At 61.8% G+C, this 25,148-nt stretch carries 22 protein-coding genes; 13 read left to right on the forward strand and 9 right to left on the reverse strand.

What is annotated here, in order from left to right; all coding sequences use genetic code 11:
* Positions 1-29 precede the first annotated feature (29 nt).
* Both HMPREF1484_RS06680 and HMPREF1484_RS06685 read left to right on the forward strand, forming a co-directional pair.
* On the forward strand, positions 30-1,025 hold the full coding sequence (locus HMPREF1484_RS06680; protein ID WP_016664273.1) for a DnaJ C-terminal domain-containing protein: 996 nt from the start codon (positions 30-32) through the stop codon (positions 1,023-1,025).
* A gap of 33 nt (positions 1,026-1,058) precedes the next feature.
* Complete coding sequence (locus HMPREF1484_RS06685) at positions 1,059-1,493, forward strand: heat shock protein transcriptional repressor HspR (protein WP_016664274.1); 435 nt, start codon at positions 1,059-1,061, stop codon at positions 1,491-1,493.
* Here HMPREF1484_RS06685 and HMPREF1484_RS06690 read toward each other — a convergent pair.
* From HMPREF1484_RS06690 to HMPREF1484_RS06700, 3 genes are read right to left on the reverse strand one after another with little or no spacing between them, the layout of a single operon-like run.
* Complete coding sequence (locus HMPREF1484_RS06690) at positions 1,490-2,542, reverse strand: glycosyltransferase family 4 protein (RefSeq protein ID WP_016664275.1); 1,053 nt, start codon at positions 2,540-2,542, stop codon at positions 1,490-1,492. The genes HMPREF1484_RS06685 and HMPREF1484_RS06690 overlap by 4 nt on opposite strands.
* Before the next feature lie 12 nt (positions 2,543-2,554).
* Positions 2,555-3,340 (reverse strand): TVP38/TMEM64 family protein, encoded by a 786-nt coding sequence (locus HMPREF1484_RS06695; protein ID WP_016664276.1) that lies wholly within the window; start codon positions 3,338-3,340, stop codon positions 2,555-2,557.
* Positions 3,337-4,635, reverse strand: coding sequence for a glycosyltransferase family 4 protein (locus tag HMPREF1484_RS06700; protein ID WP_147594903.1), 1,299 nt, complete (start codon positions 4,633-4,635; stop codon positions 3,337-3,339). Before HMPREF1484_RS06700 ends, HMPREF1484_RS06695 begins: the two co-directional genes overlap by 4 nt.
* Before the next feature lie 306 nt (positions 4,636-4,941).
* Between HMPREF1484_RS06700 and HMPREF1484_RS06705 the strand changes: the two genes are divergently transcribed.
* From HMPREF1484_RS06705 to HMPREF1484_RS06730, 6 genes are all read left to right on the forward strand, one after another.
* Complete coding sequence (locus tag HMPREF1484_RS06705; RefSeq protein WP_016664278.1) at positions 4,942-6,252, forward strand: hypothetical protein; 1,311 nt, start codon at positions 4,942-4,944, stop codon at positions 6,250-6,252.
* Positions 6,252-7,001, forward strand: coding sequence for an aspartate/glutamate racemase family protein (locus HMPREF1484_RS06710; RefSeq protein WP_016664279.1), 750 nt, complete (start codon positions 6,252-6,254; stop codon positions 6,999-7,001). Before HMPREF1484_RS06705 ends, HMPREF1484_RS06710 begins: the two co-directional genes overlap by 1 nt.
* Before the next feature lie 240 nt (positions 7,002-7,241).
* Positions 7,242-8,489: an aminopeptidase P family protein gene (locus tag HMPREF1484_RS06715; protein WP_016664280.1), complete on the forward strand. Its 1,248-nt coding sequence runs from the start codon at positions 7,242-7,244 to the stop codon at positions 8,487-8,489.
* Positions 8,490-8,606: 117 nt separating this feature from the next.
* Entirely contained in the window at positions 8,607-9,449 is an 843-nt protein-coding gene (locus HMPREF1484_RS06720) for a creatininase (RefSeq protein ID WP_016664281.1), read from the forward strand.
* 38 nt (positions 9,450-9,487) lie between these two features.
* Complete coding sequence (locus HMPREF1484_RS06725; protein ID WP_016664282.1) at positions 9,488-11,242, forward strand: BCCT family transporter; 1,755 nt, start codon at positions 9,488-9,490, stop codon at positions 11,240-11,242.
* Positions 11,243-11,316: 74 nt separating this feature from the next.
* Positions 11,317-12,117, forward strand: a complete 801-nt coding sequence (locus HMPREF1484_RS06730; protein ID WP_016664283.1) for an IclR family transcriptional regulator — start codon at positions 11,317-11,319, stop codon at positions 12,115-12,117.
* 79 nt (positions 12,118-12,196) lie between these two features.
* On the opposite strand, the gene HMPREF1484_RS06735 is transcribed toward HMPREF1484_RS06730, so the two are convergent.
* From HMPREF1484_RS06735 to HMPREF1484_RS06755, 5 genes are all read right to left on the reverse strand, one after another.
* Complete coding sequence (locus HMPREF1484_RS06735) at positions 12,197-13,825, reverse strand: glycoside hydrolase family 13 protein (protein WP_016664284.1); 1,629 nt, start codon at positions 13,823-13,825, stop codon at positions 12,197-12,199.
* A 66-nt stretch (positions 13,826-13,891) separates the two neighbouring features.
* Positions 13,892-15,841 (reverse strand): alpha-amylase family glycosyl hydrolase, encoded by a 1,950-nt coding sequence (locus tag HMPREF1484_RS06740; RefSeq protein WP_147594904.1) that lies wholly within the window; start codon positions 15,839-15,841, stop codon positions 13,892-13,894.
* Between the two features lie 7 nt (positions 15,842-15,848).
* The gene (locus HMPREF1484_RS06745; RefSeq protein WP_016664286.1) at positions 15,849-16,745 is read right to left on the reverse strand and encodes a sugar ABC transporter permease; all 897 of its coding nucleotides are present in this window, start codon (positions 16,743-16,745) and stop codon (positions 15,849-15,851) included.
* Positions 16,746-16,768: 23 nt separating this feature from the next.
* The gene (locus tag HMPREF1484_RS06750; protein WP_016664287.1) at positions 16,769-18,352 is read right to left on the reverse strand and encodes an ABC transporter permease subunit; all 1,584 of its coding nucleotides are present in this window, start codon (positions 18,350-18,352) and stop codon (positions 16,769-16,771) included.
* 119 nt (positions 18,353-18,471) lie between these two features.
* On the reverse strand, positions 18,472-19,746 hold the full coding sequence (locus tag HMPREF1484_RS06755; RefSeq protein ID WP_016664288.1) for an extracellular solute-binding protein: 1,275 nt from the start codon (positions 19,744-19,746) through the stop codon (positions 18,472-18,474).
* Positions 19,747-19,951: 205 nt separating this feature from the next.
* On the opposite strand from HMPREF1484_RS06755, the gene HMPREF1484_RS06760 reads away from it, so the two are divergent.
* The 3 genes from HMPREF1484_RS06760 to HMPREF1484_RS06770 are packed head-to-tail and all read left to right on the forward strand — an operon-like array spanning position 19,952 to position 22,856.
* The gene (locus tag HMPREF1484_RS06760; RefSeq protein ID WP_016664289.1) at positions 19,952-20,962 is read left to right on the forward strand and encodes a LacI family DNA-binding transcriptional regulator; all 1,011 of its coding nucleotides are present in this window, start codon (positions 19,952-19,954) and stop codon (positions 20,960-20,962) included.
* The gene (trpS, locus tag HMPREF1484_RS06765) at positions 20,959-22,059 is read left to right on the forward strand and encodes a tryptophan--tRNA ligase (RefSeq protein WP_016664290.1); all 1,101 of its coding nucleotides are present in this window, start codon (positions 20,959-20,961) and stop codon (positions 22,057-22,059) included. The genes HMPREF1484_RS06760 and trpS overlap by 4 nt, the downstream gene beginning before the upstream one ends.
* Before the next feature lie 8 nt (positions 22,060-22,067).
* On the forward strand, positions 22,068-22,856 hold the full coding sequence (locus HMPREF1484_RS06770; protein ID WP_016664291.1) for a Sir2 family NAD-dependent protein deacetylase: 789 nt from the start codon (positions 22,068-22,070) through the stop codon (positions 22,854-22,856).
* On the opposite strand, the gene HMPREF1484_RS06775 is transcribed toward HMPREF1484_RS06770, so the two are convergent.
* Positions 22,853-23,413, reverse strand: a complete 561-nt coding sequence (locus HMPREF1484_RS06775) for a GNAT family N-acetyltransferase (protein WP_172620176.1) — start codon at positions 23,411-23,413, stop codon at positions 22,853-22,855. The two genes, HMPREF1484_RS06770 and HMPREF1484_RS06775, sit on opposite strands and share 4 nt — an antisense overlap.
* Before the next feature lie 159 nt (positions 23,414-23,572).
* Here HMPREF1484_RS06775 and gcvT point away from each other — a divergent pair, with 159 nt between their 5' ends.
* Positions 23,573-24,694: a glycine cleavage system aminomethyltransferase GcvT gene (gcvT, locus tag HMPREF1484_RS06780; RefSeq protein WP_016664293.1), complete on the forward strand. Its 1,122-nt coding sequence runs from the start codon at positions 23,573-23,575 to the stop codon at positions 24,692-24,694.
* 78 nt (positions 24,695-24,772) lie between these two features.
* A complete protein-coding gene (gene gcvH, locus HMPREF1484_RS06785; RefSeq protein ID WP_016664294.1) occupies positions 24,773-25,141 on the forward strand; it encodes a glycine cleavage system protein GcvH in 369 nt (122 codons plus the stop codon).
* Positions 25,142-25,148: the final 7 nt, after the last annotated feature.

Raw genomic sequence — 25,148 nt, forward strand, 5'->3', positions numbered from 1 at the left:
TAGATTCAAACTTTTGACGAGGAGACACCATGAGCCAGCAGGAATGGCTGAGCAAGGACTTTTATAAGATCCTCGGCGTCTCCCAGGACGCCTCCGCAGCAGAAATCAAGAAGGCCTATCGCAAGAAGGCGAAGGAGCTGCATCCGGACAGGCATCCCGGGGATGCCGCGGCGGAAGAACGCTTCAAGGAAGTGGGCGAGGCCTACTCGATCCTGAGCGACGCGGAGCAGCGCAAGCAGTACGACGCGATCCGCGCGATGGGCGCGGGCAGTGCGCGCTTCGCCTCGGGCCCCGGTGGTGCAGCCGGCGGCGGATTTGAGGACCTCTTCGGTGCCTTTACCGGCGGTGGTTTCGGTGGTGGCGCGGGCGGCGTCAACATCGAAGACCTCATGGGAATGTTTGGCGGAGGCGGCTTCGGCGGGGGTCAGGGCCGTGCAGGCTTCTCGCCGAACGGCGGCTTTGGGCGCCAAGCACCTCAAAAAGGCGCCGACGTGAGCGCAAGCGTTAAGCTCAGCTTCCGCGACGCAGTGCTCGGAACCGAGGTGTCGTTTAGCGCGGGCGGTCGGAACATCACTACCCGTATTCCCGCGGGCGTTCACGACGGACAGAAGATTCGGCTCAGGGGCAAAGGGCAAGCGTCGGCGAACGGTGGCGCCCCCGGAGACCTCATGCTGACCGCGAAGGTTGCACCCCACCCGCTTTACACCATGGACGGGATTAACCTGCGGGTAAACGTCCCTGTCACCGCCGCCGAAGCCGCGTTCGGCACGACCATAAGCGTGCCCCTTATCGATGGCTCAAACGTGAAGCTCAAGGTGCCCGCCGGCACTCCATCCGGGCGCACCCTGCGTGCCAAAGGGAAGGGCGTACGGGCCAAGAAGGGCACGGGTGATCTGCTCGTGACGCTTACGATTGCGCTTCCCGATACGCTCAGTGAAACCGCCGAGCGCGCCCTTCGCGACTTCGCCGAGGCGACGAGCGAGTTCGACCCCCGGGCGGATTTTGCGGAGAACGCCACCCGGTAGCACCACGACCGACGGCCACGAGAAGGAGGAGACATGGCACCGTCACGTTTCGATGAGCACGCGGGAGTCTTCGTCATCTCGGTCGCGGCCGAGCTTACGGGGATGCACCCGCAAACCCTACGCACCTACGATCGGCTTGGGATTGTGTCGCCGCAGCGTACGAGCGGGCGCGGGCGACGCTACAGCGCATGGAACATCGCGCAGTTGAGGCAAGTCCAAGCCCTCTCGCAAGAGGAAGGCATCAACCTCGCGGGTATCAAGCGCATCTTTGAGCTTCAAAACGAAGTGGAGCGGCTGCGCGCGCAACTCGACGAACTGACCGAGGAACGCGACGCACAGCGCAAGCGCGACACGAGGATCTTCGCGACCTCGCAAACCGGTGAAGTCGAAGCGATGCGCCGCGGTCAGCGGCCGCGTCGCCGCCAAGCGGGTGCGCTTGTCGTGTGGAGACCCGAAGGTCCGCGCTAACGCGTGAGCTGGCTCCGGTAGAACTCGCGCCACTGCTCGGCGACCGACGCCCTCGAATAGCGGGCGGCGCCTTCGCGCGCGGCCTGCTGGGCTTTCGCGTAAACGGTGGGGGAGTCCTTCAGCCTCGTGAGGGCCTCGACGAACCCGTCGATCTCGCCGCGCCCGGCCTGAACGCGCGTCGCGTGATCGAACAGCACGCCTTCGTAGTACACGAGGTCCCGAACCACGATGGGGGTGTCGGTTGCCATGGCTTCGAGAATCGTCATGGGAAAGAGCTCCTCGTAGCTTGGCAGGAAAAATGCATCCGCGGCGTTGAAGCACTCATTCATCTCCTCGCGCGGCACAAGTCCAATGAGCTTGACGTTCGCGGGGAGATTCTCTTTTGCCTTTTTGATTTGTTCGTAGCCGCTCGTGATGCGACCGAAAGAAAAATCCCCGGCCCACACGAAGAGCACCTCAGGCATTGCGCGTGCAACGTCGAGAAGATCAAAGAATCCCTTGCGGGTTTGCAGCTGGCCTGCGCACATGACCACGAAGCGAGTGTCGTCTGCGCCCCAGGCCCGTCGTCGTTGGGCGATGCTCTCGTTTCTCTCGAGAGGATGGAACTGTTCCTCCGAGACGAAATTCGGGATAAAAGTAATGCGGGACGGATCGAATCCGTATGTGCTTTCGAGCGCTGTGATGAACCAGGGATTGACCGTGACGAGCGTATCCGTAGCGCGGTAGAAGTTCAGCATGTAGCGGTAGAACGCCCAGCGCGCCGGCTTCGGCATCGCGATCGAATCATCGACGGTCTCCGGAATAAAGTGCACGTGGGCGAGCGTCGCCCCACGCCGCTTGGCGAGGGGGATCGCAGCGCGATACTCCGGATTGATGGAATGGAAATGGTTGATGTCGCCGAAGCTTCCGAGGCGGGCTCGCGGGTTGATGTCGAATTCGTCGCCGAGCTCTGCGCTGATGAGTGCAACCTGCTCAAGATAGGCGCTTCCCACCCCCTGGCCCGCGACGGAGTCGGCTTTTGAAAATGCGTGAATGCGTGGTTTCGCCATGTACGTGCCCTCTTACCAGGGGAGGAGATTGGTCACGAGCGCGCTAATGCCGAGCCCGTATGCCACGAGGGTGGGGATCTTACCCAGGAGGATGATCCACGTGTACGTCGAGAACTTCATTTTCGTCGTGCCCGCGAGGTAGCAGAGGAGGTCATCCGGGGCGATGGGCAGCACGATCGCAGCTGCGAATAATGTCGTGAAACCGGATTTTCGCGTCCACCCGAGGTACTTTTCGATCGTCTTCTCGCTAAACATTGCCTCGATGAGAGCCATGCCCACCTGGCGCGCCACAATAAAATTGGTGAGCGAGCCGGCGCACACCGCGAGCCAGTTATAGATTGTGCCCTCGATCGGCCCGAACAGGATCGGAGCAGCGATCACGAGGAGACCGGCAGGGATGATGGGAAACATCACCGAGGCGAAGCTCGCTGCCATAAAACCTATCGGTCCCCAGATCCCGAGCGAGTCGATGTACGCCTGAAGAGAATCGAGGGACTCGAGCGTGCCGGTCTTGATACCCCACGCAACGAGGCCGATCGAGAACGCGAGCCCTACGAACGGCATGACCTTGACCGCGATCTGAATGGCCTTCTTGTGGGCGGTGACGCGTTCGGCGGTGTGCTCACCGAAGCGCGACTGATGGTGCTCTTTCGCACTCATCCCCTCACGCGGTTCGATCGCGGGAGCGATATTGGTGCGTGAACGTTCCGTAGGAGTGAACGGAAGTTTCTCGGCCCCCGGGAACGCTGGCGAGGAGTCTTCGGTCGGTGCGGTCGTGGTGTCCTCGTGTGCACTCATGCGGCCAGGCGCTCTTCTCCATTGGTCGTGGGGTGAGGCGTCTTTGTAACGCTCTCGCGGTGGGTGGAAATCTTCAGGCTCAGCGGGCTGCGGCGGCGCCCGGTTCCGACGCTTGCGAGCACCTTTTCGTAGACCTCTTTGGCGGATCGTCCAAAAGCTTCCGCCGAGAAAACTGTGGCGGCGCGCTTGGCGGCGCAGGCTGCCATGCGGGCACGCAGCGCATCGTCTTCGAGGATGTCGGCAAGGCGCGCGGCGAACTGGGTCGAGTCCCCGTAGGTGTAACCAGTTTTACCTTCGAGGATCACGCCGTCGAGCGAGTCATCCTTGCGGCACAGGAGCGGGACTCCACATGCCATGGCCTCGATGAACGTGAGGCCCTGGGTTTCGCTGAGCGAGGCAGAAACAAAGAGATCTGCCATGCGGTAGTAGTCGGCGACTTCCTCGGGAGCGCGGAAACCCGCGAAACGCACCATATCCCTGATCCCGAGGTGGTCGACGAGGTCCTCGAGTTCGTTACGTGACGGGCCGTCACCGACCAGCACGAAAACGGTTTCGGCGGGGCGGGCCTTTGCAAGGTGGCGCAGCACGTCGTCGACGCTCTTTTCTTTCGCAAGACGGCACACCGACAGGAGAACTTTCGTGCCTTCAGCGATACCAAGCTCGCGGCGAATCTCGCGGCTGCGCTCGAGGTCCTCGTTCGTCTCAGCGGCGTGGAAACGCGAGAGATCGAGACCCGTGGGGATCACGGCGATGGGCTGTGTGACGCCGTAGCCGCGAAGAAGCCTCTCGACCTTTGCCGTCGGCGTGATCACCGCACTGACCTGCTCGCAAAACTTCTTCGAGAAGGCCGTGATCATCTTCTTGCCCATGGTTTTCGTGGGCGCGTAGTAGTGGGTGTAATCCTCGTAAATCGTGTGATAGGTGTGCACGATCGGGATGTCGAGCGCCTTGGCGATCGTTCTGGCCCATAGGAAGGTCGAGAACTCGCACTGCGAATGAATAACATCCGGGTGCCACTGCTCGATCTCCCGGCGGATCTTCCGGTTGGGGAGCACAGAAATGCGGGCGTGATCGTAAAACATGGAAGCGTTGAGCGATGCGAGGCGATACACGCCATCGCGCGACGACGACCGTAGGGACTCTGCGAGAGTCAGCACTCGTACGTCGCACCCGAGCATCTCGAGTTGCTTTTTGAGCGTGAGAACGCTCGTCACGACCCCGTTGACAACCGGCTCGTACCAGTCGGTTGTAATGAGGACCTTGAGGGGTGCTCGTTCACTTCTGTGCATCATCATGTCTCCATCGTGAGTCGCGGAGGCCTGTGGACGCATCGGTCTGGAGGATCGACTCAATCATCCTCGAGACTGATATTGCTCGAGCCACGGGGCTGAGGCCCCGCCGGCAAGCGAGGCCCGCAAACCCGCAGGCGGGCGCATGGCCACAACGCTTCGCACCTCGAGACTATGTGCCCTGTGTTTCGGGGCGGTGAACGCCATCCCGGAGTTTTCCCGGAATTGCGTGCGGGGAGAAAAGCCTCAGTTGCGCGAAGTCACGCGCGCGGGAACGCAACTGAGGGCTTGAGGCTCGATATAGTCGCGGCTATGGTGCACACGGAAAATTCGCCGGAAGCGGCGGCCGCGCTCGATATACAACCGGTCATCGTCGGGGGTGACATCGGCGCATACTCACTCGCGCGAGCCTTTCACGAGGCGTACGGGGTCAAGTCGATCGTTGTGAGCGCGAAACTTGGATGGCAGATCGCGAGGAGCGCGATTATCGACAACGTGCTGTGCGAGGATCCCATGGACCCTGGCGTGCTCGCACCGTCGCTCACAGCAATTGCCGAGAAAATCGGGGCTGAGCGGCCGAACGCTCAGGTCATCCTTTTGGGTTCCGCCGATGCCACGGTCAAATCCATCATCCGTGTCCGCGATGAGCTGGGAGCAATGGATCCCGCGTGGATCGTGCCGTACGTGGGCCTCGAGGCGTTCGAGGCCGGCACCGAGAAGAACAACTTCACGCGCCTGTGCGAAAAGCTCGGTGTTGACCACCCCGAAACGGTGATCGTCGACCTCGCAGCGGGGGTGCCTGAATCATTCGACCTCCCCTTTAACTACCCCGTAATCGCGAAACCAGCCGACGTTTCGGCATGGAAGCGAACGAGTTTTGTTGGGAAATCCAAGGTCCACACGGTAGCGAACGAACAGGATCTTCGTTCACTCTTTGCCAAGATCCACGGGGCCGGCTACCGCAAGGCGATCATCGTTCAGGACCTCATTCCCGGCGACGATCAAAACATGCGCATCCTCACCGCCTATTGCGACCGTAACTCCCGTATCCGATTTGCCTCGTGGGGGCGGACGCTGCTCGAGGAGCACACTCCCGGCGCCATTGGTAATCCCGCAGCGATCGTTTCGGGCGTCAATCGCGAAGCCGTGGCACAGGCCCAAAAAATTGTGAGTGAACTCGGTTGGACCGGCTACGCGAACTTCGACCTCAAGTATGATCCGCGAACGGGCCGAACCGTGTTCTTTGAGCTTAACCCCCGACTTGGCCGATCGAACTACTACATCACCGCAGCCGGCCACAACCCCGTCACCTACTACGTCAACGAGCACATCCTCGATGCCCTCGGAGAGACGGGGGAGATTGTTCAGGACCAGCCAGAAACGCTCTACACCGTGGTGCCGGTGGCCCTCGTCAAGCACTACACCCGCGATCCCGAATCGCGCGCGATCCTCAAGCGCGTACTCAAAGCGAGGCGCGTCAAGAATCCGCTCAACTATCGCGGAGTCGAAAAAGATCCGAAACGCTGGTTTTACTACTACGCGGCTCTCGTGAACTACGTGAAAAAATTCCGCACTCACTACAAGCCCGATACCGCGGACGTACAGGCCTCTGGGGAGAAGTGATGACGGTGTGGCAGACCCCTTTCGTAGGGGTACTTGGAGGGGTAGGCCCCGGGGCAACGGCCGTGTTCATGGACGTCCTTGTGCGAGCGACCGCTGCTCGAACGGACCAGGACCACATCGATTGCATCGTAATGCAGCACGCGAGTACCCCCGATCGTACGCGCCATATCCTCGACGCAGCGCATGCGGAGGACCCGGGCCCTGTGCTTGCCCACGATGCGGCGTTTTTGGAGAATGCGGGAGCGTCGTTTCTTGTGCTGCCCTGCAATACCGCCCATCACTACGCCGAAGCGATCGATTCCACTGCGCAGGTGGACCTGCTGTCCATCGTCGAGGTCACCGTGCGAGCCGCCGCCAAACGTCTTCGTGAGCGCCGAGCAGAGGATTCGCCGGTTGCGATCTTTGCGACTGAAGGCAATATTCACGCAAACGTTTACCAGGATGCGCTAGCGCGCGCGGGCCTCGCGTCGATGGTTCCCGACCGGGACGTTCAAGAGGTCGTGAACTCTCTCATCTACGACCAGGTCAAAGCCGGCCGCCCCGTCGACCTCCCGGCCCTTTCGGGCATCATCGACGCAATGGAGGCAGCTGGTGCCGGTGCGGTGATCTTTGGATGTACCGAACTGAGTTTGATCTTCGACAAGGAATCGATGTCAGGCGACAGGCGCATTGTTGACTCGCTGCGTGAGCTCGCGAAGGCGACGGTCAAGAAGACAGGCAAGCGGCTCACTCCCGCCTTTGCTCATTAGAGTTTTTCCTTTTCTGTGACATTCACAGCAGAGAGGTGCATACTGGTAATGCAACAGGGTTGCCACTAGCGCAACGCGAGATAGATCCTCGTGACGTGATAGCCCCGGCGCCCTTGAGCACAGCAGCCGGGCTCCGGCCGCGCCGATCGCACGATGCTCAACGCAGCGCATTCGCGCGATCGCACATACGCAGCGCTGCGTACCGATCCGCGAGACTTCGCGTGAATTAAGGAGAACTCCATGACTGAGAAACCCGCTACCTCCGTATCCGAACTCGAAGCCCTCAAGACCATCCAGAATGGCGAAAAGCAGAAGCTCACCTTCTCCGACGCTGAAATGGAACGCCGCATCAGCGGTCTTCGGGACATCATGGCCGCAAAGGACCTCGACGCTGTTGTGCTCACGAGTTTCCACGGCATCAAGTACTACTCCGACTTTCTCTTCACGTACTTCGGTCGGCACTACGCCTTCGTCGTGACGCAGGAGAGCACGTGCACGATCTCCGCCAATATCGATGCGGGCATGCCGTGGCGCACGAGCTACGGTGACAACATCGTGTATACCGACTGGAACCGCGATAACTACTACGAAGGCATCCGCGAGGCCCTCCGTCGCGCGGGCGTGAGTGCAAAGCGCGTGGGCCTCGAGGACGATTCGCTGCCCACCCTCCTGCGCGGGCGCCTCGAAAATGCCCTCAATGGTGCGGAGCTTGTGGATATTTCGCTCGAATCAATGCGCCAGCGCATGTTTAAGAGCGCCGAAGAGATTGAGGTCATCAAGCATGGTGCGCGCATCGCCGACCTCGGCGGTGAGGCGATCCGCGAGGCCATTCGCCCCGGTGTGACCGAGTATGAGGTCGCTCTTGCGGGCACCGAGGCGATGGTGCATGAAATCGCGAAGACTTTCCCGCATCGCGAGGTGCGTGACACGTGGGTGTGGTTCCAGTCGGGCATCAACACTGACGGCGCGCACAACTGGCCGACCACGCGCAAGCTTGAGGCGGGCGACATTCTCTCGCTCAACTGCTTCCCGATGACCTCGGGCTACTACACGGCCCTTGAACGCACTCTCTTCGTGGGAGAGCCGAGCCCCGAAGCACGCCGATACTGGGACATCAACGTGGAGGTTCACGAGGCGGGCCTCGAGCTCATCAAACCAGGTGCGGTGTGCAAGGACATCGCCGCTGAGCTGAACAAGATTTACGTGGGCTACGGCCTCTTGCCGAAGCGCACCTTTGGCTACGGCCACTCGTTCGGTGTGCTCTCGCATTATTACGGCCGTGAGGCAGGACTTGAGCTGCGCGAAGACATCGATACCGTGATCGAACCCGGCATGGTTGTGTCGATGGAGCCGATGATCACGATTCCCGAGGGCGAGCCCGGCGCCGGTGGCTACCGTGAGCACGACATTCTCGTGGTCGGCGAAGATGGCGTAGAGAACATTACGAAGTTCCCGTACGGCCCGGAGAAGAACATCATCCCGGCCTGAAGTCTCGCATCTTAAGCTAACACGCGGTGCGGCCACCGCATCGTGGCCGCGCCGCGTACGCTTTTTCGTTAGTTGCGCCCGATTCGATTCATCCCGCCCCATTTCCAGGAGCCAACCGTGGACATCGACCCGACTATTCTCGACACCGCCGTATCCCCACGTCCCGAACGCGACCTCGCTTTTACCGCAGCCCCCGACTATGCCTCGTGGTGTCGAGGGCGCTCCGTCGTGCTCATCCCCGTTGGCGCTCTCGAGCAGCACGGCCCCCACATGCCACTCGGTACCGACGCACTTCTCTCGCACGCCGTGGCACGCGGAGCGTGCGATCTCGTCAACGCCAAGGCGCATGGTGACGTTGACCCGGTAAAAGTCGCGCAGCCGTTCGTATACGGCTATAAATCGCAGCAAAAGTCCGGCGGGGGTAATCACCTCCCCGGCACAATTAGCCTCGATGCCGAGACTCTCACGAGCTACGCACGTGACATCACGCGCGGTTTTTTCGCGCAGGGGGTAAGCAGCGTGGTGTTCGTCAACGGACACTATGAGAACTATCAATTCCTCTACGAAGGCGTGGATCTTGCCCTTCGGGACCTCGGGATCGTGCAGGGCTCCGAGCGCAGCGCGCTCTTACTTAGCTATTGGGACTATGTAGATGACGCGACGCTCGCGAAGGTCTATCCCGACGGCTTCCCGGGATGGGACATCGAGCACGGGGGTGTTCTCGAAACTGCTCTTATGATGCGCCTTTACCCGAGTCTCGTGAATGAATCCCTGATGATCGATCACCCCGCAGCTGATCTTCCTCGCTTCGACCGTCTCCCCGTCGTACCGGGGCGTACGCCCGAAACGGGCTGCCTCTCGTCACCGCGAGGGGCCAGCCGCGAAAAAGGGGAGTGGCTCTTTTGTGCAGCGGCCTCTGCTATCGCTGCTGACCTCCTCCAAGAACTGAACCTCACCTAAGCGCTTACAAGCGTCCGCCCTCAACGAAGGATAGAACTATGCCCCGACCGAGAACGCCCGAACCGGATCAGGCTGGGCCAGAGCATTCGCTCGAGGAGCCGAGCACTCAGACCACGGAGGTGCAGCTTCCTCGCTTCCGCGGTTCGATCATTCCACCTATCGATTCGCTCATCATTAAGGCGCTTCCACCGATCCTTATCGTGTGCGTTGTCATTGCGGTCGTCGTCAACCCCGACGGAACCGCGAACGTGATCGATGGCCTTCGCACACAGATCACGGCGGGGTGGACCTGGTATTTCGTCGCCTACTCGGTGCTCGCGGTCGCCCTGTGCGTGTGGTTGACGTTTTCGAAGCTCGGCAAGGTGCGCCTCGGAGGTCCGAAAGCAAAGCCCGAGCACTCGGCTTTCGCGTGGTATTCGATGCTCTTCGCCTGCGGGCAGGGCATTGGCCTCATTTTCTGGTCACTCGCGCAGCCGATCATGATGAAGGAAGATGCGGCGATCCTCCCGATCACGGGGAACCCGGGCGAGGGCGGAATCGTGTGGACATACTTCCACTGGGGCTTTACGGCGTGGGCGATCTATGGCGGTATCGCTGCGTGCCTTGCCTACTCGCACCACAACCTCGGCAAAACCCTCACCTTCAGGGAGGCGACCGTCGACATCCTTCCTAAGAAGGCGCAGCGCCCCGCCGGCGTGGTCATCGAGATGCTTGCGATCATCGCGACCGTTCTCGGTCTTGCAACGAGCTTCTCGTTTGCCGCCATTCAGTTCTCTTCGGGTCTAAGCTCGCTCACGAGTCTGGAAAGCGGCAATACGGTGTGGCTCATCGTGATCGCTGTGTTCGCTGTTCTTGCAGCATTCTCCGCCTTCATGGGTGTGGATAAAGGAATGAAACGCATTTCCGAGCTCAACACGATTCTTTCGGTCGTTCTCGTGCTCGGTGTGCTTCTTTTCGGACCCACCGTCTATATCCTCTCGAACCTTGTGCAAACCTCGGGAAGTTTCATCAGCAACTTCCTTTCTATGAGCTTCTTTACGGCGCCCGAACTCACGATGACCCCGATCGATTCGTGGCAGGACAGCTGGAACGGCTGGTGGACCGTGTTCATCTGGTGCTGGGTGATTGCATTCAGCCCCTTCGTTGCCGGCTTCATTGCGCGCATTTCGCGTGGCCGCACGATCCGCGAGTTCGTCGTCGGGGTGACGATCGTGCCGTCGATTATCGTCATGGTCTGGGTGGGCATCATCGCCTCGGCCGGGATGTTCTACGACGAGAAGAGCGGCGGTGCTGTCACCGAAGCGGTCGGGATCGATAATGCTGCGGGCCTCTTTGAAATGCTTGGCATGATCCCCTTCATCGGTACGATCCTCATTATCGTGGCGACCGTCCTCGTGGGCACCTACTACGTGACCTCTCTTGATTCAGGCACGTACGCGCTCGCGGAGTTCGTGAATGCGCCGAAGAAGGCGAGCAGCGCGTTCAGGGTCGTGCTTGTTGTCTCGATCGCCGTTGTCGCGATTGTGCTCCTTTCGCTCGGCTCCGACTCGGTTGTGGACACCGTGCAGACCGGAACGATCATCGGTGCGTTCCCATTCTCGTTCGTGGTGCTGCTCATGATCATCAACCTTTTCAGGCGTTTGCGGCACCGCGACCGCGAGACCCGCTTGCTCGAGCGTGAGGTCAACGACCCCGAGGTTCGCCCCGAGGACTTCACGGTTGATGAGCACGGCCTTCCGCTTCCGCCGGAGGAGATTCCCGCCAACATCCCGAGGCTTCCCGAGAAGGAATAACGCTCGCCACACGATGGGCGAGAGGGCCCCGCTCGATACGGGGCACTTCTCGTGGCGATTAACATGGAACCGTCATGACGAAAGCGACCACGAATACCGCACCTCAAGCACCGCGCTCGAACTCCACCATTTCGACCGTCGCTGCGATCCTTCGATGCTTCACTGTCGACGAGCCCGAATGCGGCGTCACCGAAATTGCGGAGGCCGTCGGACTTCACAAGTCGAGCGTGTCACGAACCCTGCGCACCCTCGAGGCTGAACGCATGGTTGCGCAAAACCCTGAGACGAAAAAATACCGGCTGAACTGGGGGCTTTTGTCGATCGTTGGCCCGCTCCTGTCGCACTTGGATCTGCGCTCGCTCGCGTACCCCACCATGAAAGAACTCGCTGAACAGACCCGCGAGACTGTGTCGCTGTGCGTATTCGACGGGGTAGAGGCGATCGTGGTCGAGCAGGTGCAGGGCACCGAAATGATCCGCCACGTCACCCCGATCGGCACGCGCTACCTGTCGCTCGCCCACGCAACCGTGCGAGTCTTCCACGCATGGGGCGGGGGAGAGCCCGGCCTGAAAGTCGAGGGAGTTGACGAAGTTCAGCCGGCGGTACTCGGCTGGAGCAAAGAGTCCTACGATCAGCATTGCGCCGAGATTCGCGAGCGCCTCTACGCGGTCAACAATCGCGATTCGAACGCAGACGAGGTCGGTATCGCAAGCCCTATCTTCGATCACCGCGGAGGGATCGTGGGGGCGCTTCTCCTCGCCGCACCTGCGTTCCGGACCTCGGAGGAAAGAATCGACACTCTCTGCCCAGCTGTGCGCGAAGCCGCGGAAACAGTGGGGCGCAGCATGGGGTTTACGCCCGAGAACTTTCGTTAAAAAGGCGGGCGCCGGGCCCGGTGGGTTCCGGGTCCGACGCCTGCCGGTTTTGCGTCGGTCGCCTACAGGCGGGCGGTGCTTACTTCTTGATCCACACCGTTGAGTTCGCGGCGAGGATGGTCTTCGCGTCTGGAACGGAGGCGAACACGACGTCGGCTCCTTCGGGAAGGGCGTGATCCTGATCGGTCGTATTGACGAGCACCGTGATGGGACCCGAGGTGAGCGAGAGGATGCCCTCACCGAGGGAATCGTTGATCGTGACGTCTGTGCCTTTGCCGAGCTCGAGCTCGCGGCGAAGGCGCAGGGCCGTGCGGTACATCTCGAGCGTCGAATCGGGCTTTCCAGCCTGCTGGTCTGCGGCGAGTTCGCCAAAGATCTCGGGCTGGGGGAGCCACGCCTCGCCCGTCGGGGAGTAGCCGTAGGCGGGAGCATTCTTTTCCCAGGGGAGCGGCACGCGGCAGCCGTCGCGGCCCGGAACACCTGCGCGCTTGTGGGCAGGGTCTTCGCGAAGCTCGTCGGGGATGTCCGCGACCTCGGGAAGACCAAACTCTTCACCCTGGTAGATGTACGCCGATCCGGGCAGGGCCAGCATGAGGGCCGTGGCGGCGCGTGCGCGGCGCACGCCAAGCTCAAAGTCGGGGTTTTCCTCGCGTGAGAGGCCCTCGCCGAAGCGGTAGCCGTGATCGAAGCCGTAGCGGGTCGCGTGGCGGATCGTATCGTGGTTGGACAGCACCCACGTCGTGGGGGCACCAACTTCATTCGCGAAGGTCAGCGGCTCCATGATCGCCGACGTGAGGGTCTCGACGCTCCAACCGGCCTGCAGGAACCCGAAGTTGAAGATCTGATGCATTTCGTCGGGGCGCACGTAGAGGTGCTGGCGGTTCTTAGGAACCCAAGCCTCGGCGACCATCATGCGATCGCCGTCGTACTCGTTCATGACCCTGCGCCACTCGCGGTAGATCTCGTGCACGCCGTCCTGATCGAAATACACGGGGATGTCGTCGTCATCGCCCGTATCGAGCATCGCGGTTTCCTTGGCCTCTGGCGCATCGGGAAGCCCCTCGGGCTTCACCATGCCATGCGCGACGTCCACGCGGAAGCCGTCGGCCCCGCGATCCATCCAGAAACGCAAAACGCCCTCGAATAGTTCGTGAACCTTGGGGTTCTCCCAGTTCCAATCGGGCTGAGAGGTATCGAAAATGTGGAGGTACCACTGGCCCGGCTGACCGTCGGCTTCCGTGACGCGAGTCCAGGCGCTGCCGTGGAAAATCGACTGCCAGTTGTTCGGCGGAAGTTCGCCGTTTTCGCCCTTGCCGTCGCGGAACATGTACATATCGCGTTCAGGCGAGCCGGGCTTTGCCGCAAGGGCCTTCTGGAACAGCTCGTGCTGATCGCTCGAGTGGTTCGGAACGATGTCGACGATCACCTTGATGCCGAGCTCGTGTGCGCGGGCGATCAGGTCGTCGGCGTCGCTGATCGAGCCGAAACGTGGATCAACGTCGGTGTAGTTCGAGACGTCGTAGCCGCCGTCCTTTTGCGGGGACGTGTAGAACGGGGAGAGCCACAGCGCATCGACGCCCAGGTCCTTGAGGTAGTCGAGCTTGGCGGTGATGCCGGGCAAGTCGCCCATGCCGTCACCGTTTGCGTCAGCGAACGAGCGCGGATACACCTGATAAACAACGGCGTCGCGCCACCATTCGTTGGCCATGTGGAAATCCTCCTTGGGTTGTACAGGGTGCCCACGAGGTGCGGGCGGGAACAGTTGGGGGGCGGCTCAGCGGCCGCGAGTAGGTGCGGCCGTGAGGGATCGCAAGGGCACGAGGGCGAAGCCCGCGCGTTCGGCGCGCAGGGTCAGTGTGTGTTCCGACGGCTGCTCGCCACGTGTGGAGCCCGCGGTCTCGAGAGTGAGGCCCGGGGAGCACACCGCGGCGCGGTCGTGCCCGCTGGCGGAAGCAAGTACGAGCGATTCGGGAAGGACGATCTCGTCGTGCGCCGCCCGCGCAAGATGGACGAGAACCGGCTCTTGTTCATCGGTGCGTATGAAGGTCAGAGAGTCACGCCCAGCGTGTAGCCAGCGCATGCCGCCGCTTCGCAGGGCTCGAAACGCGTGACGTGCCGCAAAAACTCGCTTCGTCAGCTCTCGCCAACGCTGCGCCTTGTCGGGGAGAGCACCGGCATCGATAGCCCCCCACGGCATCGGGGTGCGTGAGTGCTCGCCGTTGTTACCTTCGAGTGCGAGCTCGTCCCCGGCGAAAAGGGTGGGGATACCCGGCAACCCCACGAGCGCGCCCAGAGCAGCCGCGTGGCGATCCGGGTCGGCGAACACGGTGCGGCTGCGTGCCGTGTCGTGCGAGCACAGTTGGTTTTGTGAATGAAGGCGAGCCTCGTAGGTGAGCTGAGCGTTGTAGTCGCGCAGACTTGCAAGAACTGCACGTGTGGGAAGCTGCGGTACACGCATGGGAAGGCCGAGCCACATCACCGAGGAATGCTGCGGGCTCAGCCACGCCCACAGCGGCTTCGTGAAGCCGGTGTAGTTCATCGCGCCATCCCAGCCGTCACCGGCAAGGTCGGCTGAGGCATCGTGGAAATGCTCGGCGACAAGCCATGTGTCCTCTCGCATTGCCTCGCGTATTTCGCGGGCAACCTCGTGCGTGAGATCCTGCGCGCCGTGGCGACCCGTCATGTTCGCAACGTCGATGCGCCAGCCGTCCACGTTAAACGGGGGCTCGAGGTAGCGGCGAACGATCGAATTCTCGCTCGCGTACATACGCTCGCGAAGCGCGGCGCTCTCGTAATCGAGCTTCGGGAGCGAATCGATGCCGAGCCAGCCGTCGTAGCGGTCGGGGTGCTCGGTGAAAAAGTAGAAGCCTGCTTCTTCACTCGTCGCGTCAGCCTGCGCTCGTGCGAACCACTCGTGGGTATTGCCCGTGTGGTTTGTCGTGAGGTCCATGACGATCTTCATGCCGCGCGCATGAGCGGCCCGGGTGAGCGAAACCAGGGCCTCGTTGCCGCCCAGTAGAGGATCGACGAACTCGAACGTCGAGGCGTCATAGCGATGCGCCGAACCTGCCGGGAAAACCGGGCACATGTACACGACACTGACGCCAAGATCCTGCAGGTAGCCAAGCCTCTCTTCGAGGCCTTTGAGGTCGCCCCCGTAGATCTGACGACCGTTGCGCTCGCCGTTCTCTTCGCACGGCTCATCCCACTGCATCGGAAGCGCCCACTCGGGAAGCTCGTGCACGGGAAGTTCCCCGCTCGAGACCGAACGTGCGAAACGGTCCGGGAACACCTGGTACACGATCGCGCCTTCAAGCCACTTAGGGGCCTTCGAGCCGCTCGCGAGATACGTAAAATCGTGGGCGTCGGAGATATCGTGATCGGCGATTCCCGCGGCCGTAACCCACTCGTACACCGAGTTGCCATCTTCGCGCCCCGTCACGAGGAAGCGATACCTCGTCACCGGATTGCGCGCGAGGAGTTCAGCCTCGAACCAATGCCCGGCACCGTCGGCATCGCCCCGTGTACACGTGACGAACCTGGGCTCCCCATCCATCAACTGGCGCAAGACAACCGTCGGATCCTGCACCGAATCGGGAACCCACACGCGAAGTGGAACGGACGCGTCGAGCCCCGCGGCCCGGGAGGGAACCCCAACGCGCGAGCTGTCGTGGAAAGGTTCGCGCGCCAAAAGCACGGCCGAGTCCTCGTCGTACGACCTCACGCAGCGATCAGCCCTTCACTGCGCCGGCGGTCGAGCCACCCACGATGTACTTCTGGAGGAACTGGTACAGCGCGATCACCGGAACCATCGTCATGACCGCACCGGCCGCAAAAATGCCGAGGTTATTCGAGCGATCGCCCTGGAGCATGCCGTAGAGCCCCACCGCGAGAGTCTTCTTGCTGTCATCCGTGAGGAAGATCGAGCCGAGGAGGAAGTCGCTCATGACACCCACGAGGGACAGCACGAACGTTGTGGCGAGAATCGGCGTGAGGGTCGGCACGAGAATGCGCCAGAACACCTGCCAGTGGCTCGCACCATCAATGATTGCGGCTTCGTCGAGTTCCTTCGGAACAGTGTCGAAGAAGCCCTTGATGAGCCACACCTGGCCGAGTGAACCGCCGAGCATCACGATGATGTAGCCCGGAAGCGAGTTGAGACCGAAGAACGGAATCGCCTGACCGAGATCCGCAATCATCGTGTACACCGCGATCATCGAGAGGATCGCCGGGAACATCATGACGAGCAGGAGCGCGAGGAGACCTCCGCGGCGGCCCTTGAACCGCATTCGGCTGAAGGCATAGCTCGCAAGCAGCGACAGGAAGATCTGCGTGAACGAGACGACCGCGCAGACGATGACCGTATTCAGGGCCCACTGCAAGAAGTTTCCGCGTGCACCGCTCAGGAGGGTTTCGAAATGCACGAGGCTGAACTGCGTCGGGATCACCGAGGTCGAGCTGACCGTGCCGAGCGGGTTGAGCGACGCAGAGATCACGTAGAGGATCGGGATCGCCGCGAAAATCATCGCGGCAATACCCACGAGGTGACGCCACCCGATTTCGGCGCACCATCGGCCGAAGGGCATCTTGTTGGAACGCTCGAAGCCTTGAGGATTGTTCTTAGACATTGTTTTCTCCTACCTCGCGCGCCCTAGTTGAAGTCCTCGAGCACTCGCGTCGCGCGGAACTGCAGCGCGGCGAGAAGACCCGTGATGAAGAACAGTGCGACCGACACCGCCGAGGCGAAGCCGAAATCGGCGCCGGAACCGCCGAACGCGATGCGGTAAATCATCGAAATGAGAATGTCGGTTCCGCCGGCCGTGTATTCGCCCTGGCCGAACGGGCCGCCACCCGTAAGCAACTGGATCGCGTTGAAGTTATTGAAGTTGAACGCGAACGACGACACGAGCAGGGGCGCAACGGCGACGAGCAGAAGCGGGGCGATGACCCGAACCGTTGTCTGGAAGCGGCTCGCGCCATCGATGCGGGCGGCCTCCTTGATGTCCTCCGGAATCGACTGGAGAGCACCCGTGCAAATGATGAACATGTAGGGGAAACCCATCCAGAGGTTCGTGAGCAGCACCGCGACCTTAGCCATCGTCGGATCCCCGAGCCAGTTGATGTCGAGGTGGAGCAAGTTATTGATGAGACCGAAGTCCTTGTTGTAGAAGTTCGACCAGATGAGCAGCGAGATAAAGCCCGGGACCGCGTACGGAAGGAGCAGGAAGGAACGGTACAGTCGCTTGCCCTTGAGACGGTCGTCGTTGAGGACAAGCGCGAGGAAAAGCCCCAAGATGAACGTCGTAGCGACGCTCAGGAATGCGAACGCGAGGGTCCACAGGAACACCTTGAAGAACTGCGCGCCGATCTTGCCATTCGTGAACAGGCGCGCGTAGTTATCGAGACCGACGCCTTGGAGCCAGCCCTGTGAGAGCGCCTGCCCCGTCTTGTCGCTGACGAACTTCTCGCTGCTTCCGACCTTCTTGATCGACCAGGTCTCGCCCGTTTCGGAATTCGTGATCGTGTCGGACGCCTCGTCATAACGCATGACCTTGGTGCCCTCGAATGCCAACTTTGGCGTGAGCAGACGGATCGCCTCGGTATCGCTCTTCTCGACGGCGATTTCGGTAATCTTCTTGCCCGCCTTGTTGATCTCATCGTTGGTCAGCATGGTGACGTTATCGCCGGCTTCAACCACGCGTTTGTTTTCGACCTTGACCTCGGAAGGGTCAACCTTCTCGAGAGGAGTTTCGGCGCTTCCCTTGAAAATATCGCCCGTCTCAGGGTCCACGAGGTACAGCTCGAAGGGACCGTCGGTTGCCGTACCGGTCGTGGCGACGGACGCGTTGAAGCGGGTCGATCCCTCAACCTCCTTGACGGAGTTCCCGGTGATAGCTGCGATCGCCTGTTCCTTCGTGCCGCGCGTGCCGTCACCGTAGTTCGTGAACGAGTAGTTCACGGTGAGGAGGATCGGCGTAATGAGGAAGATCAGAAGGAAGAACGTTCCCGGGAAGATGTACTTCGCGGGGATGAAGCGTTTAGTCGAGTAGATGCAGAAAATCGCGATCGTGACGACGATGGTGATCGCGAGCCACATCCACAGCTTGAGGCCGATCAGCACGGGCACAAGCCAGCACGCGGTTGCGAGAACCGCGCCGAGGAAGACGATTTTGAGGATAAGGGGCAAGAGCGACGTGGAGCGTTCCTTGAACGCGGGCGCATCCGTTGCGGTCATGGGCGTGGACCCTTCCTAAAGGGGCGAAGTAAGGGGTCACGCGCGCGGACGAGGCGGCGGCCGAAGCCGTGCGCCCCCACCCGCACGCGTGAGTGTCAAGGGGAAGTCTCCCGCGGGGATCAGATCTGCGACTTGATCTGTTCGCCTGCGGACTCCATGGCGTCCTTGGGGTCGGCGCCCTTGACGATGTTGGCCTGGGCGATTCCGAGCGGCTGCCACACAGCGGCCATGGCGGGGATCGCGGGCATAGGGAGCGCCTTCGTCGCAAGCTCAGCGTTCTTCACGATGTTCGGGTGATCGGCGCCGAGCTTCTTCTGGAGCTCCTTGTGCACGGGCGGAAGGGTGTTGATCGCGAACATTTCCTCGATCACGGTCGTGTCCTCGGCGATCGACTGGATGAAGGTCTGAGCGTTGACCGCATTCTTACCGTTGGCGGCAACGAAGAAGAGGTTGACGCCCGCGAACGGCTCGGCGGGGTTCATGCCCTCGAAGCCGGGGATTTCGCTCATCGTGTAGTCGATGCCGGCCTTTTCGATGTCGGCAATAGCCCAAGGGCCCGAAATGAGGTAGGCGGCCTTGCCCTCGGTGAAGCGCGCGATCGAGTTCTCGACCGTGATCGAGGTCTTGAGGACTCCCGCTGCACCGAGCTCCTTGAGCTTTTCGCCCGCCGCGATCGAGCCTTCCTTGCCCACGCCGATGTCGGAGGGGTCCGCGTCGCCCTCGGCGGTCTTGCCGAAGAGGTAGCCGCCGCCCGAGGTGTAAAGGGGCTCCATGTGGTAGGCATCGCCTTCCTCACCGATCGGGAGGGAGAGGATGTCCTCGGCGCCCGAGGCCTTGCCTGCCTCAACGAGCTCTTCGATCGTCTTGGGTTCGGGAACGTCCGTGAGGGCATTGTTCGAGTAGAGGGCGAGGGTTTCGACGGCGTAGGGGAGGCCGTACACCTGGCCCTCGTACGTTGCGGCCTTCATGCCGATTTCGTCGATGGCTTCGGTTGCCTTCGCGCTCAGCTGAACCGGGGTGATGGCGGAGTTCTGGATGAGGTTGCCGATCCAGTCGTGGGCCGCGAGGATCATGTCAGGGCCGTTGCCGGCCTGGTTCGCGGTGATGAAGTTCGCCTGCGGATCGGTCGCCACGATCTGCACGGCAACGGTCATGCCGTTTGCCTCGCCCCACTTGGCTGCGGCGTCCTTGAGGGAGTTGGCCTTCTTCTCATCGGTCCAGATGACGAGGTCGGCGTCGGCACGTTCTGGGGCCTTGGACTCGTCGCCACTCGCGCCGCCGTCCGAAGCGCCCGAGGAGTTCGAGCCCGATTTGTCGCCGCCACATGCGGCGAGGGCAGTAGCGCCGATGGTTGCTGCGCTTGCAGCGAGGAAAGTCTTGCGGCGAATCTTCACCGTGTTCTCCTTTGAAATGGTGGACCCGCGTAGGCGCGGGGCGACGGGGGTATGTCGTGCTTTCACCGTAGCGCGAAAGCGAAAGTTGTGCAAAAATATCAGAAAGATCGCAAGAAACTTGCAGTTCGATAATTCAGCTCGCGCGCATGGTTTATCAATGTGGACGCCGCTCCACGCGCGACACTTTTGGCCCTGGAGGGACCGTATGGCGAAGGTGCGACTCATCGATATAGCGCGCAAAGCGCACGTGAGTGAAGCAACCGTGTCGCGCGTCCTTGCGGGCAAACCCGGTGTCAACGCTGCAACTCGCGACAAGGTTCTTTCAGTCGCGCGCCTGCTCGGTCGTACCGACGGTGCAATCGATGACGCGGCGCCTCTCGTAGGCCTTGTCATGCCCAACATGGAAAACCCGATCTTCCCGCTCTTTCTCGAGCGGCTCGAAGCTGAGGCCTACGCCGCGGACCTCGAGACTCTCGTGAGCATCAACGCGCGAAGCGAGGCGCAAGAAGCCGCCTCCATGGAGCGCCTCATACGCGCCGGCGCGCGCGGGATCGTTCTTGTCTCGGGTCAGCACGCGCACGATGAAACGAGCATCGATCACTACATCGCGTGCGCCGAACGCGGCATCAAGCTCTGCCTCATTAACGGGGTGCGCCCCGGGCTGGACGCGAGTTTCATCAGCACCGATGATTCGAAAGCGGTCTTTCTCGCGCTCGAGCACTTGCGGCACCTCGGTCACGTGCGCGTGGGCCTCGCGGTTGGCGACGAGCACTCGTGGCCGGTACGCGGCAAGGTTGCGGCGTTCGAGGAGCACTGGCCCCACGAGTTCGGATGCGTCGCTTATACCGATTTTTCGTTTGCGGGTGGTTACCAGGCCGCACTTGAGCTCTACGACCAAGGATGCACGGCCATGGTGTGCGGGAGTGATCAAATGGCGCTCGGGGCAATCGCAGCGATTCGTGATCTTGGGCTCCAAGTGCCTGCGGACATGTCGGTCGTGGGGTACGACGATATTCCGCTCGCGGCGCACCATACTCCCGCGCTTACAACAATTCGCCAACCGGTGCCGGCCATCGCGCGTACCGCCATACGAAGCGTGAGCAGTGCAACGGGGGAGTCGAGGCAAGCCCCTCGCGCCGTCTACGTTGTCCGTCCCGAGCTCGTGGTTCGGCAAACCACCTCACCGCCCGCGAACACGATAGGCTTAAAGGCGTGAACACCACCGACTCTGCCCCCACGACCCATATCGCCGACATTCCCAATAAGACCTACGAGGCGGCGCTCAAGCGCAACGCTCAGGTTGAGGAACAGCTTGCGAAGGACCCGTCGGTCTTTCGCATGCTCACCGGAGATCGCCCCACGGGTGCTCTGCATATAGGCCATTATTTCGGCACGCTCAAGAACAGGGTTCGCCTTCAGCAGCAGGGGGTAGAAACCTGGATCCTCGTCGCTGATTACCAGGTGATTACGGATCGTGACGTCGCGGGGGATATCAAGGGCTCGGTGCGCGAGCTCCTCACCGACTACCTCGCTGCGGGCATCGATCCTGAGCGCGCAACGATCTTCGCGCATTCGGGTGTTCCCGAACTCAACCAGCTCATGCTCCCGTTTCTCTCGCTCGTGACGCAGCCGGAACTCGAGCGCAATCCCACCGTGAAGTCGGAGATGCAGGCTGCGGGCAAGAGCGCGATGGGCGGCTTGCTGCTCACGTACCCCGTCCACCAGGCGGCAGACATCCTTTTCTGCCACGGCAATCTCGTTCCGGTTGGCAAGGATCAACTCCCGCACATCGAGCAGACCCGCCTCATTGCGCGACGCTTCAACGAGCGCTTCGCCGGCGGCGAAAAGTATTTCCCGGAGCCTGATGCGCTGCTCTCGAAGGCCGCTGTCATTCTCGGTCTCGACGGCGACAAGATGTCGAAGTCTCGTGGGAACACGGTCATGCTCAAGATGACCGCCGCGGAAACGGCGAAGAAGATCAAGAAGGCTAAGACCGACTCGGAGCGCCTCATTACGTTCGATCCCGACAATCGCCCCGAGGTCTCGAACCTCCTCACCATTACTGCTGAATGTACCGGCCGCGCGCCGGAGGACATCGCCGAGGAGATCGGTGATAAGGGCGCGGGGACGCTCAAGGTGATGTGCGCCGACGCCCTCAATGCTCATCTCGAACCGGTGCGGGCGCGTCGCGCCGAGCTCGAGGCGAATCCCGACTACCTCTTCGAGGTGCTGCGCGCGGGCACGGAGCGTGCGCGCGAGCAGGCGGTCCAAACCCTCGATGAGGTCCGCGACCGCATGGGCATGCGCTACTGAGTGCGCGCGTGAGAAATCGTTCGTTCGAGCTTCGACCCCATCATGAGCGGGTCGTCGCGCTGACCGGTGCCGGGCTGAGTGCTGCGGCCGGGCTTGCGACGTTCCGCGGGCCGGGTGGGATCTGGGAGGAAAACCCCGATCTCGAGGCGGCAATGGACGTCAGTCGTCTTCCGGGAAATGTGCCGATCCTGTGGCGCGTGTGGGGGAGCGTGTTTGAGCGGGCGCTTATCGCTGGGCCGACCCCCGGGCATAGAGCTCTCGCAGCGCTCGACGCAACGATTCTGACTCAGAACGTCGACGGGCTGCACCAGTTCGCCGGTTCGCACGATGTTGCCGAACTGCACGGAAGCGCGGCGGAGGCTGTGTGCCTCAACCCGGAGTGCACGTGGCGCGCGCAACTCGCCGTGCGCCTCGATCCCGAGCGTGATCCTTCCGATCCCGAGCATTACGGGGTGCCGCGCGACTGCCCCGTGTGCGGGGCTCTCATGCGTCCCGACATCGTCCTTTTCGGCGAGATGCTCCCGAGCGGAGTGCTCGAGTATTCGGAAAACGCGGCGCGTAACTGCGACGTGTTCCTCGCCGTCGGTACGTCGAACACGGTTGCCCCGGCATCGCTGCTCGCGCCGCTTGCGCGCGCTTCGGGTGCGGTGACCGTGTGTATCGACCCGTACGCGGACTCGGACCGCCTCGCGGGTGTGTTCGACTATGTGGTGCGGGAAGACGCCCACACGGTGCTCGCGCGCTGGGCGGAACACCGCGGGCGCGAGAGGCGCAACCCGTTCCTCGACCCGTTTTAGAGTGTGGGGATCTCGGGTGCGGTGACGGAGGTCCGACACTCGCCCGGCTCGGCTTGCAGCGGGTATTCCATGAGGAGCTGCTGGCTCCCGAATTCTTCGAGTCCGCGGCGTACGCGGAAGCCGATCTTTTTGAGCTGTTCAACCGAGCGCTTGTTCGACGTTTGAACAACGGCGATCATGACGGGTTCGTCGAGGGTGTCTCTAGCGAACTCGATGACGCGCCTGACGGCTTCGCGCGCGTATCCGTGACCGACGAATTCGGGCAGGAGCGCGTACGTGATTTCGAGCTCGTCGCGATCGTAATTCAGGTTGACGATACCGAGCATCTGATCCGTTGCGCCGTGCGCAATGATCCAGGCGCCCCACGTGTTCCCGAGTGGGGAAAGTTCGAGAGCCTGGCGCGAGCCGAAATTCACGGCTCCGCCGAGGTATCGGCTCGCCGAGGGATCGGTCATGAGTCGCACGTAGTCGTCCCGGTCTGCCTCTCCGGGTTCCCGGATATGAAGTCGTTCGGTGCGTAGCCGAACTGGCCAATAGGGTTCGTGTTCGCGTCTCACGACCACTAGCTTAACTGTGACGCCTGAGACATTTCGAGGTGCGCTCGCGATGCGGGTCACCGTGTGTTTTAGTCGTGTTCATGTCACTGCAACCCGGACACCCCGCGACGACGCGGGATACACCGCGCGAATATCGCGCAAGAAAGGGCAGGAAACCCGATGGCCGAGCTCATCAACAGCCCACTGTTCGCCGTTCACGAGCGTGAGGGCGCCTCTTTTACCGATTTTGCGGGCTGGAATATGCCCGTGCGCTACACCTCGGATCTCGCCGAGCACGCCGCCGTTCGCGAGCGCGCCGGCCAGTTCGACCTCTCGCACATGGGCGAGGTGTTCTTTACGGGCCCAGAGGCTGGCGAAGCGCTCGACTACGCGCTTGCGGGCAAGATCAGTTCGCTTGAGGTGGGGCGCGCGAAGTACTCGCTCTTGCTGAGCGAGGAAGGCGGCATCATCGATGACCTGATCGTCTACCGCCTCGCGGAGGATCGCTTCCTCACCGTCCCGAACGCGGGTAATCGCCTCGTCGACGCCGCCGCTCTCAAGGAGCGCGCCGAGCGATTCGACGTCGAGGTCACTGACCGTAGTGAGGAGATCGCGCTCGTTGCGGTTCAGGGCCCGAAGTCCGCGGAAATCGTGCGCGGCTTTGCTGAACGCGAAGGCATCGAGGTGGATCTCGATGCTCTCGATGCTCTTAAGTACTACCGCATTCTTGCGGGAACCTACGAGGGCGAGGAAATCCTTTTTGCCCGCACCGGTTACACGGGCGAAGACGGCTTCGAAATTTACGTTCCGAACGCCCTGGGCGTGAAGACGTGGGAGGCCATTGCTGGCGTTGGCGGCGAGAACATCCAGTCGTGCGGTCTCGCGTGCCGCGACACGCTCCGCCTCGAAGCCGGCATGCCCCTTTATGGCCACGAGCTGAGCCTCGATATCGTCCCGGCACAGGCGGGCCTTCGCCGTGTGGTCGCCTTCAAGTCGAAAGGCGATTTCGTCGGGCGCGAAGCCCTCGAGGGCAAGGATTTTTCGGATCGCCGAGTGCTCGTGGGGCTCAAGGCCGACGGTCGCCGCGCCGGCCGCGCGGGCTACGTTCTTCACGATGAGAACGGCACGGAGGTAGGGGAGCTGACCTCGGGCGCGCTTGCACCGACTCTCGGTTACCCGATTGCGCTTGCTTACGTTGAGCCTCACCTCTCGAACGAAGGTCAGGAACTGTCGATTGATGTGCGTGGCAAGGCGCTGCCCGCCACCGTCGTATCTCTCCCGTTTTACTCGCGCGCCAAGTGACGCGTGGGGCTGCCTACCAGGAGGCGGCCCGTAGGATTTTCACGAAGGTACGCTTCACACACTCTGAAAGGAACAAAGATGTCGGATCTGAAGTACAGCAAGGACCACGAATGGGTGCGCGAGGAAGGCGACGGCACCGCAACGATCGGCGTGACCGACTTCGCTGCTGACCAGCTCGGCGACGTTGTCTACGTCGACCTGCCCTCCGTCGGTGAAGAAATTGAGGCCGGCACCGAGATGGGCGAGATCGAGTCGACGAAGTCGGTCTCGGATCTTTTTGCCCCGCTATCCGGCGAGGTCACCGAGGTGAACGAGGACGTCGTCGAAAGCCCCGAGAAGGTCAACGACGATCCCTTCGGCGAAGCATGGCTCATCAAGGTCAAGGTCACCGATATCCCCGATGATCTGCTCTCGGCCGAGGAATACAGCGAACTGACCAGCAAGTAAATATTTG

Source organism: Dermabacter sp. HFH0086, from assembly GCF_000413375.1.
GTDB classification, from domain to species: domain Bacteria; phylum Actinomycetota; class Actinomycetes; order Actinomycetales; family Dermabacteraceae; genus Dermabacter; species Dermabacter hominis.

What these genes read in the sequence shown, in the direction of transcription:
- HMPREF1484_RS06725 (WP_016664282.1), top strand. Translation starts at nt 9,488, where the DNA reads ATGCCCCGACCGAGAACGCCCGAACCGGATCAGGCTGGGCCAGAGCAT.
- HMPREF1484_RS06700 (WP_147594903.1), bottom strand. Translation starts at nt 4,635, where the DNA reads ATGATGATGCACAGAAGTGAACGAGCACCCCTCAAGGTCCTCATTACA.
- HMPREF1484_RS06745 (WP_016664286.1), bottom strand. Translation starts at nt 16,745, where the DNA reads ATGTCTAAGAACAATCCTCAAGGCTTCGAGCGTTCCAACAAGATGCCC.
- HMPREF1484_RS06715 (WP_016664280.1), top strand. Translation starts at nt 7,242, where the DNA reads ATGACTGAGAAACCCGCTACCTCCGTATCCGAACTCGAAGCCCTCAAG.
- HMPREF1484_RS06750 (WP_016664287.1), bottom strand. Translation starts at nt 18,352, where the DNA reads ATGACCGCAACGGATGCGCCCGCGTTCAAGGAACGCTCCACGTCGCTC.
- HMPREF1484_RS06680 (WP_016664273.1), top strand. Translation starts at nt 30, where the DNA reads ATGAGCCAGCAGGAATGGCTGAGCAAGGACTTTTATAAGATCCTCGGC.
- gcvH (WP_016664294.1), top strand. Translation starts at nt 24,773, where the DNA reads ATGTCGGATCTGAAGTACAGCAAGGACCACGAATGGGTGCGCGAGGAA.
- HMPREF1484_RS06690 (WP_016664275.1), bottom strand. Translation starts at nt 2,542, where the DNA reads ATGGCGAAACCACGCATTCACGCATTTTCAAAAGCCGACTCCGTCGCG.
- HMPREF1484_RS06730 (WP_016664283.1), top strand. Translation starts at nt 11,317, where the DNA reads ATGACGAAAGCGACCACGAATACCGCACCTCAAGCACCGCGCTCGAAC.
- HMPREF1484_RS06760 (WP_016664289.1), top strand. Translation starts at nt 19,952, where the DNA reads ATGGCGAAGGTGCGACTCATCGATATAGCGCGCAAAGCGCACGTGAGT.
- HMPREF1484_RS06735 (WP_016664284.1), bottom strand. Translation starts at nt 13,825, where the DNA reads ATGGCCAACGAATGGTGGCGCGACGCCGTTGTTTATCAGGTGTATCCG.
- HMPREF1484_RS06710 (WP_016664279.1), top strand. Translation starts at nt 6,252, where the DNA reads ATGACGGTGTGGCAGACCCCTTTCGTAGGGGTACTTGGAGGGGTAGGC.
- HMPREF1484_RS06695 (WP_016664276.1), bottom strand. Translation starts at nt 3,340, where the DNA reads ATGAGTGCACACGAGGACACCACGACCGCACCGACCGAAGACTCCTCG.
- HMPREF1484_RS06685 (WP_016664274.1), top strand. Translation starts at nt 1,059, where the DNA reads ATGGCACCGTCACGTTTCGATGAGCACGCGGGAGTCTTCGTCATCTCG.
- gcvT (WP_016664293.1), top strand. Translation starts at nt 23,573, where the DNA reads ATGGCCGAGCTCATCAACAGCCCACTGTTCGCCGTTCACGAGCGTGAG.
- HMPREF1484_RS06705 (WP_016664278.1), top strand. Translation starts at nt 4,942, where the DNA reads ATGGTGCACACGGAAAATTCGCCGGAAGCGGCGGCCGCGCTCGATATA.